The 15,169-nt window shown below is 71.5% G+C and carries 13 protein-coding genes; 5 read left to right on the top strand and 8 right to left on the bottom strand.

Features of this window, described 5'->3' with window-relative positions; translation table 11 throughout:
• The first annotated feature begins 45 nt into the window (after positions 1-45).
• From IO39_RS10290 to IO39_RS10280, 3 genes are read left to right on the top strand one after another with little or no spacing between them, the layout of a single operon-like run.
• Positions 46-741 (top strand): DUF998 domain-containing protein, encoded by a 696-nt coding sequence (locus IO39_RS10290; protein WP_043619662.1) that lies wholly within the window; start codon positions 46-48, stop codon positions 739-741.
• 56 nt (positions 742-797) lie between these two features.
• Entirely contained in the window at positions 798-3,356 is a 2,559-nt protein-coding gene (locus IO39_RS10285) for a sensor histidine kinase (protein WP_052422694.1), read from the top strand.
• On the top strand, positions 3,353-3,727 hold the full coding sequence (locus IO39_RS10280) for a DUF742 domain-containing protein (protein WP_052422693.1): 375 nt from the start codon (positions 3,353-3,355) through the stop codon (positions 3,725-3,727). The genes IO39_RS10285 and IO39_RS10280 overlap by 4 nt, the downstream gene beginning before the upstream one ends.
• A 10-nt stretch (positions 3,728-3,737) precedes the next feature.
• Here the strand turns inward: IO39_RS10280 and IO39_RS10275 are convergent, their stop codons facing one another.
• From IO39_RS10275 to IO39_RS10255, 6 genes are all read right to left on the bottom strand, one after another.
• Positions 3,738-4,310, bottom strand: coding sequence for a GTP-binding protein (locus IO39_RS10275; RefSeq protein WP_043619658.1), 573 nt, complete (start codon positions 4,308-4,310; stop codon positions 3,738-3,740).
• Positions 4,291-4,653 carry a DUF742 domain-containing protein gene (locus IO39_RS10270; RefSeq protein ID WP_043619656.1) on the bottom strand — a complete coding sequence of 121 codons (363 nt, stop codon included), beginning with the start codon at positions 4,651-4,653 and terminating at the stop codon, positions 4,291-4,293. Before IO39_RS10270 ends, IO39_RS10275 begins: the two co-directional genes overlap by 20 nt.
• Positions 4,650-5,057, bottom strand: a complete 408-nt coding sequence (locus IO39_RS10265; protein ID WP_043619654.1) for a roadblock/LC7 domain-containing protein — start codon at positions 5,055-5,057, stop codon at positions 4,650-4,652. The genes IO39_RS10270 and IO39_RS10265 overlap by 4 nt, the downstream gene beginning before the upstream one ends.
• Positions 5,054-7,168: a sensor histidine kinase gene (locus IO39_RS10260; protein ID WP_052422692.1), complete on the bottom strand. Its 2,115-nt coding sequence runs from the start codon at positions 7,166-7,168 to the stop codon at positions 5,054-5,056. Before IO39_RS10260 ends, IO39_RS10265 begins: the two co-directional genes overlap by 4 nt.
• 163 nt (positions 7,169-7,331) lie before the next feature.
• The gene (locus IO39_RS54275) at positions 7,332-7,493 is read right to left on the bottom strand and encodes a hypothetical protein (RefSeq protein ID WP_157548140.1); all 162 of its coding nucleotides are present in this window, start codon (positions 7,491-7,493) and stop codon (positions 7,332-7,334) included.
• A gap of 7 nt (positions 7,494-7,500) precedes the next feature.
• Positions 7,501-9,150 (bottom strand): FAD-dependent oxidoreductase, encoded by a 1,650-nt coding sequence (locus IO39_RS10255; RefSeq protein ID WP_245641895.1) that lies wholly within the window; start codon positions 9,148-9,150, stop codon positions 7,501-7,503.
• Positions 9,151-9,408: 258 nt separating this feature from the next.
• On the opposite strand from IO39_RS10255, the gene IO39_RS10250 reads away from it, so the two are divergent.
• Complete coding sequence (locus tag IO39_RS10250) at positions 9,409-10,083, top strand: hypothetical protein (RefSeq protein WP_043619652.1); 675 nt, start codon at positions 9,409-9,411, stop codon at positions 10,081-10,083.
• A gap of 105 nt (positions 10,084-10,188) precedes the next feature.
• Here the strand turns inward: IO39_RS10250 and IO39_RS10245 are convergent, their stop codons facing one another.
• The gene (locus IO39_RS10245) at positions 10,189-12,225 is read right to left on the bottom strand and encodes a glycosyltransferase family protein (RefSeq protein ID WP_043619649.1); all 2,037 of its coding nucleotides are present in this window, start codon (positions 12,223-12,225) and stop codon (positions 10,189-10,191) included.
• 53 nt (positions 12,226-12,278) lie between these two features.
• Positions 12,279-13,409, bottom strand: coding sequence for a non-hydrolyzing UDP-N-acetylglucosamine 2-epimerase (gene wecB / locus IO39_RS10240; RefSeq protein ID WP_043619639.1), 1,131 nt, complete (start codon positions 13,407-13,409; stop codon positions 12,279-12,281).
• A gap of 182 nt (positions 13,410-13,591) precedes the next feature.
• Between wecB and IO39_RS10235 the strand changes: the two genes are divergently transcribed.
• On the top strand, positions 13,592-15,148 hold the full coding sequence (locus IO39_RS10235; protein ID WP_245641894.1) for a glycosyltransferase family 4 protein: 1,557 nt from the start codon (positions 13,592-13,594) through the stop codon (positions 15,146-15,148).
• The last annotated feature ends 21 nt before the right edge of the window (positions 15,149-15,169 follow it).

Raw genomic sequence — 15,169 nt, 5'->3', positions numbered from 1 at the left:
AGGATCCGGATGCGAGGCCCGGGCCCCGGCCGCGAGAGTGGACCCATGACCGCAGCCAAGAGGCTCTACCCCTGGATCGCCTGCGCCTCGATCCTGTTCTCGGTGGTCGCCGTCGTGGCCGGCCAGTTCGGCCCCGACCCCTACCTCGACCCCCTGAACGTCACCATCAGCGAGTACGCCGTGTCCGACCGCGGGGGCGTCACGGAGGTGGCGATGGCGGTGCTCGGGATCGGGTCGCTGGCGCTGCTGGCGGGCCTGCGGTCCGTGGGGGCCCCGATCAAGGGCGCCCCCCAGTGGTTGCTGATGGCGTGGTCGGGAGCGCTGGTGGTGGCCGCCGTGGTCCCGACCACGCCCATCGGCCAGGACCTCGACCTGGCGGCCCAGATCCACCGGTACGTCTCCATCGCCGCCTTCGTGAGCCTGCCGGCCGCCGGCGCGCTGATGGTGCCCCGGCTGGCCGCGGACGCCTCCTGGAAGCCGGTGGCGCGGGTGGTGGAGTGGGTGACCCTGGCGGGCGGTTTCGGCGTGCTGGCCATCACCTACGTGGCGCTGCCGGGCGAGCGGGTGATGATCGGGCTCGTCGAGCGGTTGCTGCTGGGCGCGGAGGTGGCGCTGCTGGCGGTGCTGGCCGCCTGGCTGGTACGGGTGGCGTGGCGCCGGAACGCCGCGAGCGCCGTACCCGCACCGCACAAGGCCGCAAATTTCCCGACATATCACAGATTTATCGCTAGTCGATCTTAAAACCATAGGTTTCGGTGCTATTCTCTCCCGCGATCTTCTATCCGGGAGCAGGTGTCATGGCATCGGGCAGATCCATCAGATTCAAGATCTCGACGCTGCTCGTCATCCCCTTGATCTCCCTGATCGCGCTCTGGGGCTTCGCCGCGAGCACCACGTCGGGGGAGGCCCTCAGCCTGCTCAAGGTCGAGACCATCTGGACGAACGTCATCAACAACGCCGACGGCCTGGTCGGCAACCTGCAGACCGAACGCCTGGCCTCGGCCGAACGCCTGGCGGGCACGGGCGGCGACGCCGACGCGCTGGCCAAGGCGCGCGCCAAGGTGGACGCCAACAACGCCGGCCTGCGCAGGCAGGCGATGTCCGAGGACACCCAGTCCGCGCTCACCGAGGACATGAAGGCCCAGCTCCAGACGGTCTTCGAGACGATCGACCGGCTTCCCGACATCCGGCGCAAGGTGGACAACCGCCAGCTCACGCCCGGCGGCCTCGTCACCGAGTACGCGAAGATCTCCGACGAGATCCACCTGCTGTACTCCCGGCTGACCATGAGCACCGACCTGGAGCTGGCGCTGCAGGCCCAGGGCCTGATCGCGGCCGACGAGGTGCGCGAGCTGCTGGCCCGCGAGCACGCCCTGATCATCGCCTCCAACGGCCGGGCGAGCATGCACGACGTGCACCTGCTGGCCGGCATAGACGGCACCCGTACGCACCTGTTCCCCAAGGCGCTGGCCAACCTCGACACCGAGCTGCGGGCCCCGTTCGAGAAGCTGTACTACTCGCCCCGCTACATGACGATGGAGAACCTCCTGGAGGCCACCATCAGCGGCCGGCCGCTGGACCTGGACCTCTGGCGGGGCATCGCCGACCAGGTGCAGAAGGAGTACCGCGAGGCGATCTGGCGCACCGGCGACAAGCTGCTGGCCAGGATGGAGCCCGCGGGCGTGGCCATCGTGGTGCGGGCCGCGGTGGCCGGCGCGCTCGGCCTGCTCGCCGTCGTCGTCTCGATCGTCATCTCGATCAGGATCGGCCGCCGGCTCACCCGGGAGCTGGGGGCGCTGCGGCGCACCGCGCTGGACCTGGCGGAGATCAGGCTGCCCGACGTCGTGGCCAAGCTGCGCAAGGGCGAGCCGGTGGACATCGCCTCCGAGGCGCCGCCCATCACGGTGAGCGCCAAGTCGACCAGCGAGGTCAGCGACCTGGCGGCGGCGTTCGACAGCGTGCAGAGCACGGCCGTGGACGCGGCCGTCGAGCAGGCCAGGCTGCGCGAGGGCGTCTCCGAGGCGCTGCGCAACCTGGCCAGGCGCAGCCAGTCGCTGCTCCAGCGCCAGCTCAGGCTGCTGGACGAGATGCAGCACCAGACCGAGGAGCCCGAGGCGCTGGAGCGGCTGTTCAAGCTCGACCACCTGACCACCCGCATGCGCCGCCACGCCGAGGGCCTCGTGCTGCTCTCGGGCGGCTCGGCGGGCCGCAGGTGGCGCGGCGTCATCCCGATGGAGGACGTGCTCAGCGGCGCCGCCGCCCAGGTGGAGGAGTACACCCGGGTACGCGTCTACCCGATGCCCGAGGCGGGCGTGTCCGGCGCGGCGGTGGCCGACCTCATGCACCTGTTCGCCGAGCTGATCGAGAACGCCACCGCCTTCTCCTCGCCCAGCAACGAGGTCGCGGTGCACGGCGAGATGGTCGGCAGGGGCTTCGCGGTCGAGATCGAGGACCGCGGCCTGGGCCTGGACGAGGCCACGCGCAGGGCCATCAACGAGCGCCTGAGCAGCCCGCCGGAGTTCGACCCCTCGCAGACCGAGCGGCTGGGCTTCGCGGTGGTCGGCATGCTCGCGGCCAGGCACGGCGTCAAGGTGACGCTCAAGCCCTCCCCGTACGGCGGCACCACGGCCATCGTGCTGGTGCCCGCCACGCTGGTGGAGCCCATCGCGCCGCCGGTGGAGCTCGAGTCCGTGTCCGTGTCGGTCATCCGGCCGGACACCTCGGAGGCCACGGGGCCGGGGCAGCTGCCGCGGCGGATCCGTACCAGCAGACGCGCCGCGAACGGCAGCACGAACGGGAGCGCGAACGGCAGCGCGAACGGGAGCGCGAACGGCAGCGCGAACGGGAGCGCGAACGGCAGCGCGAACGGGAGCGCCGGCGGCGGCGCGACCGGCCGTAACGGGACGTCGGCGCTGCATCAGGCGCCGCCGCAGGACGGCGAGCCGGCGCGGCACCTGCCGCGCCGCGAGCGCAGCACGGGCCTGCCCCGCCGCGAGCGCACCGGGCCGCGCGAGCGCTACCCGCAGCACGAGCACGCCCTGCTGAACGAGCAGGGCACGCAGCCCGGGCACGAGTACGAGCACAGGGTTCAGCACGAGCACGGGGTTCAGCACGAGCACGGGGTTCAGCACGAGCAGGGCACGCAGCGCGAACGCGGCGCCGGCCTGCCGCAACGGGAACGGCAGACGGGTCTGCCGCAGCGGCTGAAGCAGGCGCCACCCCCCGCACCGCCGGCCGAGGAGCGCTCACCCGAGGAGCGCTCGCCCGAGGAGGCCAGGGCCCTGCTCTCCTCGCTCCAGTCCGGCTGGCAACGCGGACGGCAGGAAAGCGACCAGGATGGGGGATCTCAATCGTGAGCCGCGAGCACGAGTGGGTTGACGAGGAGGCCGGACCCGTCGTGCGGCCGTACGCGGTGGCGCGCGGTCGCACCAGGTCCGCCTCCTCGGAGGTCGACCTGCTGGCGATCGTCGTCTCGACGGGGCTGCCCGCCCCCTCGAAGGCCGAGCTGGGCGCCCAGCACCGGCGGCTGCTCGCCTGCGTGGCGGCGCGGCAACGGCCGGTCGCCGAGGTCGCCTCGGATCTCGGCCTGCCCGTCGGCGTCGTGCGGGTGCTCCTGGGGGACCTGCTGGAGCACGGCCTGGTGACGGTGCGCCCGCCCAGGGACCGGGCCGCCACCCCGTCGGAGAGCCTGCTCCGCGAGGTGATCAACGGCCTGCGCGCCCTCTGACCTCTGCGCCTCAGTTCGCCGAGGCGAGCGTTCTGAGGCTGTGCTCGACCAGGGTGATCATGACCTCCTTGGCCGAGGTCCGGCGCCGCACGTCGCAGAGCATGACCGGGACGTCGTCGTCCAGGTCGAGCGCGATGCGCACGTCGTCCACGCTGTGCTGCTCCGCGCCGTCGAAGCAGTTGACGGCCACCACGAAGGGCGTGCCGCGCTGCTCGAAGTAGTCGACCGACGGGAAGCAGTCGGTCAGCCGCCGGGTGTCGGCGATCACGACCGCGCCCAGCGCGCCGTAGGACAGCTCGTCCCACATGAACCAGAACCGCTCCTGCCCGGGGGTGCCGAACAGGTAGACGACCAGCCCTTCGCGGATCGTGATGCGGCCGAAGTCCATCGCCACGGTGGTGGTCGTCTTGGCCTCCACCCCGTCGAGGTCGTCGACGCCGATCCCGCGGTCGGACAGCACCTCCTCCGTGCGCAGTGGCTTGATCTCGCTGATCGACCCGACCAAGGTGGTCTTGCCGACGCCGAACCCACCCGCGATCAGGATCTTGAGCGCGACGGGGTCCTCAGAGAGCACGGAGTCCATTGATCACTTCCTTGAGAATGCGCTCATTCGACCGCGACCCTCCGGCGGAGGGCGACGTCACCGAGATGAGGCCGTGGTCACGCATGTCACCGAGTAGGACCCGGATGACGCCGACGGGCAGGTCGAGCTCGACGGCCAGGTCGGCCACCGAGATCGGTTCACGGGCTGCCCGCAGGATGAGCTGCTGTTCGGGCCCGAGCGCGCCGGAGGGATCGCCGATGGCGCGCACGGTGGCCACGAGGTCGAACGCGTCTCCCGAGGAGCGTGTGCGACCGCGAATGAGAGCATAAGGCCGGACGACCGGTCCCGCCTCCTCATCGAACCACTGCGGGCTATCGCTCATGACGCTCCAGCGCGCGGGTTGGTGGTGATGTGCTGGCCCACCCGCTTGACCAGCATCGCCATCTCGTAGGCGATCTGGCCGACGTCCACGTTCGCGTCGGCGATCACGGCCAGGCAGGTGCCCTGGCCGGCCGCGGTCACGAACAGGAACGCCGACTCCATCTCCACGATGGTCTGGCGCACGTCGCCGCCGCCGAAATGCCGCCCGGTACCGCGGGCCAGGCTCTGGAACCCGGCCGCCACGGCCGACAGGTGCTCGGCGTCCTCGCGGGTCAGCCCCTTGGAGTGACCCACGGCCAGGCCGTCGGTCGACAGGATGACCGCCTGCCGCACGGCGGCGACCCGCGCGGTCAGATCGTCCAGCAGCCAGTTCAGCTCACCGGCGTTGGTGGTCGGCGCACTCATGCATCCCCCTCATTCACTGGCCCCTCCTCAGAGGCTTCTTCTCTGGCGCGTTGGGTCCCCCGCTGGAAGGCGGAGAACAGGTCGCGTACCTCGTCGGGAGAGCGTTCCGCCGGCTGCTCCGGCCCGGTCTCCGGCGGCGCCTCCTTGAGCTGTGGCACCAGGTTGGCCTGGCGTACCCTCCTGGGCAGCCCGGCGTGGCTGCCGGAGCTCACGACCGCGAGCGCCTTGCGCCTGGTGCGGCTGGGCAGCGCGGCCCGGCCGTCACCCCCGGCGGCCTCCAGCGCGGACTGCTCGGTCACCGACGAGCGCGGCACCAGCACGATGGCGACGGTGCCGCCGAACGGCGAGCGGCGCAGCAGCACGTTGATCCCGTGCCGCCGGGCCAGCGTGGCCACCACGAACAGGCCGAGCCGGTCGCTGTCGGCCAGGTCGAACTCGGGCGGCGCGGCCAGCAGCGCGTTGAGCCGCGCGTACTCGTGGGCCGCCAGGCCGAGGCCCTTGTCCTCCACCTCGATGGCGTAGCCGTTGCTCACCATGTCGCCGCGCACCCGCACGACGGTGTCGGGCGGGGAGTAGATGGTGGCGTTCTCGACCAGCTCGGCCACCAGGTGGGTCAGGTCGGCGGCGGCGGTGCCGTCGATCGCGCCGGCCGGCATGGCCTCCACGGAGACCCGGGTGTAGTCCTCGACCTCGGCGACGGCGGCCCGGACGATGTCGATCACGGGCACCGGCTTGCGCCAGGCGCGGCCGGGGGCGGCGCCGGACAGCACGATCAGGCTCTCGGCGTGCCGGCGCATGCGGGTGGTCAGGTGGTCGAGGCGGAAGAGCTCTTCCAGCTTGTCGGGGTCATGTGTACGCCGCTGCATGCCGTCGAGCAGCGCGAGCTGGCGGTGCAGCAGGCCCTGCTTGCGCCGGGCGAGGTTGAGGAAGACCTGGCCGACCCCGCGCCGCAGCGCGGCCTGGCCGATGGCGGCCGTCACGGCGGTGCGCTGCACGTAGCCGAAGGCCCTGGCCACGTCGGTGATCTCGGCGGAACCGCTCACTTTGATCGCCTTGGCCTCCTTCCGCACGTCGACGTCCTCGCCCCGGCGCAGGCGTGCCACGAGGTCGGGCAGCCGCTGCTGCGACAGCTCGACCGCGGCGCCGCGCAGCCCGGCCAGCTCTCCGGCCAGGCGACGACCGAAGCGTACAGAGATGATGATCGACGCGAGCACGGCGATCAAACCGGCGCCGCCGGCGACGGCGATCTGGACCACGGTTCCCGTGGCCGCCTCGGAGGTGCGCCCGGCCAGGACGGCGGAGGAGCTCGTCGAGAGGTCGTCGAGGCGGGTGGTGAGCTTGTCGACGGCCGCGCGCCAGCCGTCGGCGTCGGGCGGCGCGCCGGTCTTGATGACCCGTGACTCCATGGTGGCGAAGCCGAGGAACGGCTCGGTGGCGAAGACCTGCTCGTACGGCCTGCGCAGCGTCACGTCGAGCCCGGCCAGGCCGCGCGAGTGCAGGAACTTCCTGGAGGCGGCGTACTCGGTGAAGGCGGCGGTCTCGGGCTCGGTGAGCCGCCCGTCGGCCAGGGCGCCGATGACCAGGGCGTGCTCCCTGGCGATGTACTCCCTGGCCATGCCCATGGCCTGCAACGACGACGCCTGCTGGTAGATCGTCAGGTCGGGGACGGAGACGAGGTGGTCGGAGAGCGCGAAGAGCGCGTCGAGGACGCGGTTGTACTCGTTGAGCCCGGCCAGGCGGGAGCTGAGCCCGCTGTCGATGTCGGCGCGGATCGTGTCGAGCCGGTCGAGCGCCGAGTCGAGGGTGTCGAGCGTCAGGCGCAGGTCCTCGCCGACCGCGCCGCCGGCGTCGGTGACGGCCTGCCGGAAGTCCGCGACGGAGCTGTCGGTGCGGGCGCGCTGGCCGTTGAGCACCTCGGTGAGCTCACGCGTGGTGAGCGCCTCGGCCGAGCGCACGCGCTCGGCCTGGAGCTGAAGTCCCAGGTCGGTGGAGGTGATGCCGATGGTCTCGTACAGGGCGTTGGCGCGAAGCAGCGACCGGGCGTCGCTCATGGTGAGGTTGAGGACGAAACCCCAGAGCGCGCTCAGAGACAGGAGGGGTAGCAGCAGCAATAAAAAGATCTTGAACCGAATTGACCGGTTTCGCGAGCCCATGTCCCAACCTCGAGTCGGGGGCATTTCCACACCTTGTGTAAATACACCTCCGGAAGATCGCACAGGAGACTAGCACCGATTATGCTTCCGGCGCAGTGGGAGGAAGGCGTTATTACCGGGATTATTGCGACAAGAGTCCCCGGTCGCGGCGGGCCGCCGCGAGCGTCGACCACGACCACGCCGGCACCACCAGCGAGATCACGATGAGTCCGGCCCAGGTGAGCAGCGTGTACACGGGCACCTGCCACGGCGTCACGCCCGGGGCGGTGAGCCGCCCGGCCACGGCCGCCTCATCGCGACAGCTCCGCCACCGCCCGGCGCGCGGCCAGGACGGGGGCCTCGTCGCGGGAGCCGGGCCCGGCGTCGGAGCCGGCGATCGCGATCCTGCCGAAGGGCCCGCGCGCCGCGTCCGCGGGGAACGGCCCGTCGGGGTAGAACGCGTGCCACGGCCGGCAGTACTCGGGCGCGAGCGCGTGGCCCCACCGGTGCACGGTGATGGCGGCGATGTCGCGGCCGGGGTCGAACCCGGCCGGGCCGAGCAGCCGCGCGAGCTGGTCACGTACGGTCCGCTCCAGCACGTCGTACGGCGTGCGGAACAACTCCCGCCGCCCCGCCGCCGAGCCCGCGTCGGGCCCCAGCTCCGACCGGCACGGCGTGGCCAGCAGGCGCACGGTGTCCGGGGGCGCGAACGCGCACGCGCGCCAGTACGCGCCCGTCCACCGAACCCGCCGCGCGCCCAGCCGCCGCCACGCCCCCGCCTCGCGCAGCCGCACGTCGGCCCGCACCAGCGGCACCCGCACGGCCGCGCGCAGCGCCCGCCGCCGTTCCGCCGGCAGGCCGGGCACCAGGTACGGCACGACCGCGCTCCAGCAGGCCAGGATCACCGCCCCGGCCTCCACGGTGCGCACCCGGTGCCCGTCGAAGTAGCCCACGGTCGCCGCCGCCGTCCCGTCGCGCACGGACACCACCGGACTGCCCGGCCGCACCCGCACCCGCCCGTCCCGCACCCGCCCGCCCGGTGCCCGCCCGCCCGGTGCCGGCCCGCCCGGCCCCGGCGCGGTCCTCTCCAGCGCGGTCATCTCCAGCGGGGGCGAGTCCACCGCCGGCCCGTGCCAGCGCCCCCGCACGGTCGGCGAGTTGTACCGGGACGGCTTCTCCCGGTCCAGCCCCAGCCCGCCGAACCCCGGATACCCGGTGCCCCAGGCGTCGATCGCGCCGAACGCCCGCGTGTCGTAGCCCCACTCCGCGCACGACATCGTCCGGCAGAACCGCTCCACGTCCGGATGCGCCCCGCACACCTCCCGCAGGAACCGCGAGTACGTCAGCTCCGCCAGCCGCTCCTGCTTGCCCTCCGCCGTCAGCCCGGGGAACCAGTCGGGCGCGTCACCGTGCAGCGCGAGCAGGTCCCGCCGGGCCCGCCGGGCGATCGGCAGCCGCTCGACCCAGCCGGGCGTGCCGACCCTGACCAGCGTGTCGGCCCCGAAGCTCTCCTCGTCGCACATCACCGCGTCGAACGGGCCCGGCCCCCAGAGGGCCTTGCCACGGCCGGGGTCACCAGGGTCACCAGGGTCGCGGGGGTCACCGGGGCCGCCGGGATCGTCGTGGTTGTCGAGGATCAGGACCCGGTCGCGCGGATGCCGCGCCAGCCACTCGGCCGCCGCCCCGGCCCCGCCGCGCCCGCCTCCGACCACGACGAGGTCGTAGCGCTCGCCCGTGGGCACGGCGGGGCCCGCGTGCTCCCAGAACCGCCCGTCCCGCAGCGCGTGCGGCACGCTGAGCGCCGCACTCGTGTCCCCCCGTACGGTGAAGCGCTCCGCGGGCCCTGGCGTCCCCTGGGCCGGCTTCGCCGGCGCCGCCACGCATCCCACGGCGATGCCGTCGAAGAAGTCCCGCCGGGAAATGGTCAGATCCATGCCGAGGGCGCGCGGAGTCAGGCTCATGCCGCGATCATCGGCAGCGCGCGGAAAAGCCGGGCGGTGCCGCGCAGCGGTTCGGGGAACATTTTGCGCATCCTGGTACCCGTGAATGCCGCTCGCGCCGGGCCTGCGGCCGTCACCAGGACGAATGCCTAACGTGGGCGAACCGGGAAACGATCGCGAATCGCCTGAATACCGTAAATAACGGCGTTGCTCGCGTCCCTGCCCGCCAGGTCCTCTAGCGTTTTCCGATAATGCCGTTGAAATGAAAATGGGGGACCCGTGAAGAAGGCATTCGCCGGTATATTCGTCAGCACTCTGGTCATCGCCGGATGCTCCTCAGCAGAAGAGGTCAAGACACCCGCCTCGTCTCCCGAGGCGGCCCCGCCACAGGTCGAGGGCGCCAAGCTGCGGGCCGCGCTGCTGCCGGTGCCCAAGGGCATGAGCGTCGCGTACGGGCCGGAGGTGGGCGCGTTCGGCACGCTGAAGTCCACCCAGCAGGGCCTGGCCGCGATCCGCAAGGCCAAGGAGCAGCAGCCGTTGTGCGCGGGGGCCGCGCAGCTCGACGCCGCCAAGCCGGAGGTGGCCAGGTCGCCGGCCGCGGTGATCGCCTTCTCCGCGGCGCGCGGCTCGATCACGCAGGCCGTGGTGTCGCTGCCGGCGGCCGAGTTCCCCGCGCCGCTGCCCAAGCAGTGCGCCGACTACACGACCGACGTCGGCGGCGCGAAGGTGACCTATCGCACGAAGACCCTGAAGATGCCCGCCAAGGGCGACCAGTCGCGGGCCTACCTCACCACGGCGGCCGGCGGCAGCACCACCGCCCAGATCGGCTCGGTGATGATCAGGCGCGGCACGTTGATCATGAGCATGCTGGTGGTCGGCCAGCGGGTCAAGCCGCAGGGCCTGTACGACCTGGCGAACCTGGCCGACCAGAACCTCGCCCGCGTCGCCACGTGACATGGGCCATGCCCGTGCGGGACGCGTCACCCCCGGCGCGTCCCGCGGCGGGGCGGGCCGGCTCGGCGCAGCGGATCAGATGAGGACGTGGTCGGCTGGGGCGGGTCAGATGAGGACGTGGTCGTCCGGGCGGCCGACGAAGGAGAACTGCGCGTTCCTGGTCAGCTTGATGTGGTCGGCCTGCCAGGTGTGCATCGAGGTGTCCGCGCTGCGCCAGTAGACGAAGTTGAACCGGTCCGCCGAGTAGATCTTCACCCCGTCCTCCTTGAGGCGGCGTACCAGGTGGGTGTCCTCGCCCCGGGTGATGTCGGCGAAGGGGTAGGAGCGGAACAGCTCGGCCTTGCCCAGGAACGTGCCGCCCTGGACCAGCCAGGAGTAGCGGTGCTCCAGCCCGGGCAGGCGGAGCATCGTGGTGTTGCTGCCCTCGAAGTACGCGTAGTGCGCGCCCTTGCCGGTCAGCTCCGCGTCGGAGTAGTCGAACGCGCGGACCAGGTCCGACAGGTAGTGCTCCCCGTAGAGGTTGTCGTCGTCCATCTTGGCGATCAGCTCGCCCTCGGCGGCGGCGATGCCCAGGTTCATGCAGGCCCCGAGCGACAGCTCGGCGGCGGCGGGCAGGACCGTGACGTCCGTGACGCCCGCCATGCGGGCCTTGTCCGCCACCACGACCGGGTCGATGTCCAGGCCGTGCAGCACCATGACGAGCTGGAGCGGGCGGTGGCGCTGCTTGGCCACCGAGGAGATCGCGTGCTCGATCTGGGAGGCCCGGTTGGTGGGCAGCACGACGGTGATCGAGCGCGACCGGGAGGTCACGCGGTGGCCGAGGTCCTGGAGGATCTGGTCCACGCGGTGCGAGAACAGGTGCTTGTCGAACACCTCGCGCATCGCCAGGTGCCCCATCCTGGCCCGCAGCTCGGGGCTGTTGATCAGGTGCAGCACCTGGTTGTAGGACTCGACCGGCTCGCGCGCGATCGGGACCAGCTCGCCGAACGTCTCCTCGATGGCCCGCGACCACCCCGACACCACGGGGGTCGCGCAGGCCGACAGCTCGAAGACGCGCCGCGCGCACATGGTGGGCGAGTCGAGCACGGAGTTGACGTTGAGGAAGACCTTGTACATCCGGTACGCGGCCAGCATCTGGTCGTAGGGCAGCTCGCCCACGATGTGCGGGCGGTACTTCTCGGGCCAGGCGTACTTCTCGTCCACCTCGCCGTTGCGCGCGAAGATGTGCAGGCCCAGCTCCCTGACCGGGTCGAGCACGGTCTCCATCTGCTCGCGACGCTCGGGGTGCTTGTCCCGGAAGTACATGCCGGCGAAGACCACGTCGTGCAGGCGGCCCTTGTTCTGCTGGATCGGGTTGTGCACGCGGGGCTGGGCGGCGAACTGCAGCACGTCCACCCGGTCGTGTCCCAAAATTTCCCGATATTTCGGCACCATGTCGCCGTCGCACGTGAACACGTAGTCGAACAGCTTGGCCGTGTCGATGAAGAAGTCGAAGTTCGGCGGGTCCTCCTTGTTCCAGAAGACCGTGGGGATGCCCTCGCGCCTGCACCAGGCCACCAGGTCGCGCAGCGGCTCCTTGGGCGCGTTGGTGCCGGTCATCTGGTAGCGCCAGCGGCCCTGGTTCCCGTGCCAGGCCGACTCGCAGAACAGCAGGTCGGGCCGCTTCTCGGCGAAGATCTCCGGCCAGTCCTTCAGCCCGAACTCGATCTGGTCCCACTCGTAGCGGAAGGCCATCCGGGAGAAGTCGTCCAGGATCACCGCGACCTTCAGGTCGGGGCGGTTCACCGGCCCGTTCGGCCACTTCACGGCCGGCACCTCGACCAGCGGCGGCCGGTTCTCAGCCGCCGCGATCGCCTCGCTGACCGGGACGGGCGGCTTGGGCGCCCGCTCCCTCGACCGGACCGCCTCGACGATCTTCCCGGGGCTCTTCGAGCCGAGCGCCTCGCCCAGCTTGAACGTGCGCTTGGCCTGCGTGGCCTCCAGCTTCCAGGTGGCGTACGCGGCCTTGGCCTCGGCGATCTCCAGCCGCCGCCGCAGCTCCCTGACCTCCGCCTCGTACCGCTCGACGAGCTTGCGCTCCTCGGGTAGCCAGTTGACGGGCCCGAGTCGCTGGAAGGTGGGCTCTTCGGGGGTTTCGGCCATGGTGATACGCCTATCGCTCAGCAGAGAAACTCATAGTACGGGTGATACGCCCGCTATTCGGGGCGTTTGCCGTGAGATGCGGGGGCCAGGTTGTCCCCCTTGAGCCAGGCGGCGATCACCGTGGCGATCCGCGGTCCGGACTTGCCGTCCCACAACACGGGCAGCTCCCCGGCCGGCGTGGCGGCGCCGTCGGCCAGCGCCTTCTCCGCCGCGGCCGGCAGCAGGGCGGGCGTGACCAGGCGGTTCGTGCCATGGGTGATCGTGATCGGGCGCTCGGTGTTGGGCCTGACGGTCAGGCAGGGGACGCCCAGCATGGTCGTCTCCTCCTGCACGCCGCCGGAGTCCGTGACGACCAGCGCGGCGCCGCGTACGAGTGAGAGGAAGTCCACATAACCCAGCGGGTCGACCACCCGGACGGACTCGCCGTCCACCAGACCGGCCTCGGCCAGCCGCGCCTTGCCGCGCGGGTGGACCGGCACCACGACCGGGATCTGCCGCGAGACCTCCAGCACCGCGTCGACCAGCTCCTTGGCGGCCTCGGGAGTGTCCACGTTCGCCGGGCGGTGCAGGGTGGCCACCGCGTAGCGCGCGGGCAGGCCCAGCCGCGCCACCACGGGCGCCGGGTCCAGCGCGGGCAGCGCCGAGAAGAGGCTGTCGATCATGGGGTTGCCCACCAGGTGCACCTTGGCGGCGGGCACGCCCTCGTTCGCCAGGAACGCCAGCGCCTCGGGCGAGGTGGCGAAGAGCAGGTCGGCCAGCGCGTCGGTGACGACCCGGTTGACCTCCTCGGGCATGCCCCGATCGAACGAGCGCAGCCCCGCCTCGACGTGCGCGGTCGGCACGCCGAGCTTGGCGCAGACCAGGATCGCCGCCAGCGTGGAGTTGACGTCGCCGTAGACCACGACCAGGTCGGGCTGCTGCGCCTGGACGACCTCCTCCAGGCCGACGAGCAGGGCCGCCGTCTGCTTGGCGTGGCTGCCGGAGCCGACGCCCAGGTTCGCCACCGGCTCGGGCAGCCCGAGGTCGGCGAAGAAGACGTCGGACATCAGCGCGTCATAGTGCTGACCTGTGTGAATGATGCCCTGCCGCACGCCGAGCTCGCCGAGTGCCCGCACCACCGGGGCCGCTTTCACGAAATTGGGACGAGCACCCAATACGTGCAGGACCAGGGGGTTCTCCCTCATTGACCTCGCCTTTCATAGCGGAAGGGAAAAAACGCTGCCTATGGTACGGTCCCAGCGTGGCATCCGACGCCAGTCGTCAAGACTCCTCCCGTAGATCCGACGGGGTTTCCGCGAAGTCCGCCCGTGCCGGCGTCGGTGGACTTCTCAAGGGCTTCGTCCATCACCCGATCATCGTTTCCCGCGTGGTCATCACGAAGGTCAGAACCGACCCCGTCCGCGTGGCCCAGGCAGCCGCCGACACGCTGCCGCCCAAGCTGCGGCCGATCGTGGGCAGCGTCGCCTGGCCGGCCGCCCGCCGGGCCCGGCGCATGGTGCGCAAGTTCGGCATGCGCGTGGTCAAGGGCCCGTGGAACGAAGCCAAGGCGCACTGGGACGCCGGCCGGGTCAGCGAGGCCGCCGAAGTGCTCGAGGCCCACACCAAATACCCCTTCGTCAAGCGCCGGGCCGCCTACTACCGGGGCGAGCTGGCCGCGATCAGCCCCGACCCGATCCCGCCGGGGCCCAAGGTGGCCATCCTGGAGCGGGTCAGGAACCGCGTGCTGCACGTGGTCACGAACGCGCTGCCGTACACCCAGGCCGGCTACACCGTCCGCACCCACCGCATCGTCACCGCCCAGAAGGTCGCCGGCATCGACCCGCACGTGGTCACGAGCTGGGGCTGGCCGATGCTGCAGGGCCACGCGGACGCGGCGCCGTACGACGAGATCGACGGCATCCCCTATCACCGGCTGCTGCCCGAGCCCCACGGCGAGATGCCGTTCGAGACGCAGGGCCGCATCATCAGGGCCGCCGACCGCGTCACCAAGCTCGTCACCGAGCTGCGCCCGCAGATCCTGCACGCCGCCACCGACCACCGCAACGGCTCCATCGCGCACGCCGTGCGCGACCGGACGGGCACCCCGTTCGTCTACGAGGTGCGCGGCTTCCTGGAGGAGACCTGGGCTTCGCGCGACCCGATCCGCGTGGGCAGCCAGCGGCACGTGCTCCAGCGCGAGCGCGAGGCGTTCCTGATGCGCGAGGCCGACGCGGTCGTCACGCTGGCCGAGACGATGGCCGCCGAGATCGTCGAGCGCGGCGTGCCCAGGGAGAAGATCCACCTGGCGCCCAACGCCGTGGACGACTCGCTGCTGACCGCCCAGTACGACGGCGCCTCGTTCCGCCGCGAGTACGGCATCGCCGACAACGAAATCGTCGTCGGCTCGGTCTCCAGCATCGTGGCCTACGAGGGCTTCGCCACCCTGCTGCGGGCCGCCGCGCTGCTGCGTGACGAGCGCACCCCCGTGCGGGTGCTCATCGTCGGCGACGGCACCGAGCGCGAGAACCTGCTCGCCCTGGTCGAGGAGCTGGGCCTGAAGGACGCGATCCTGCCCGGACGGGTCGGCCCCGACGAGGCGCTGCAGGCGCAGGACGCGATCGACATCTTCGCCTGCCCGCGCGAGGACCTGCGCGTCTGCCGGCTTGTTACGCCATTGAAACCGGTCGAGGCGATGGCGCTCGGCAAGCCGGTCGTGCTCAGCGATCTGCCCGCGCTGTCCGAGCTCGTCGGCTCCGACGGCGCCGGGATGCTGGTGCCCGCCGGCGACCCCGCCGAGCTGGCCAAGGCGATCGCCGGCCTGCGCGACGACCCCGCCAAGCGCGCCGAGATGGGCGAGGCGGGCCGTGCGGAAGTGGCCGCCAAGCGGACCTGGAGCCGCGTTGCCGAGACTTATCAAGCTCTATACCGGTCCCTTGCCGAATGATGACCATGAATCTTGGTCCCA

It is taken from the genome of Nonomuraea candida (assembly GCF_000725485.1).
GTDB lineage: Bacteria > Actinomycetota > Actinomycetes > Streptosporangiales > Streptosporangiaceae > Nonomuraea > Nonomuraea candida.
This window is presented reverse-complemented; position numbering and strand designations above follow the sequence as displayed.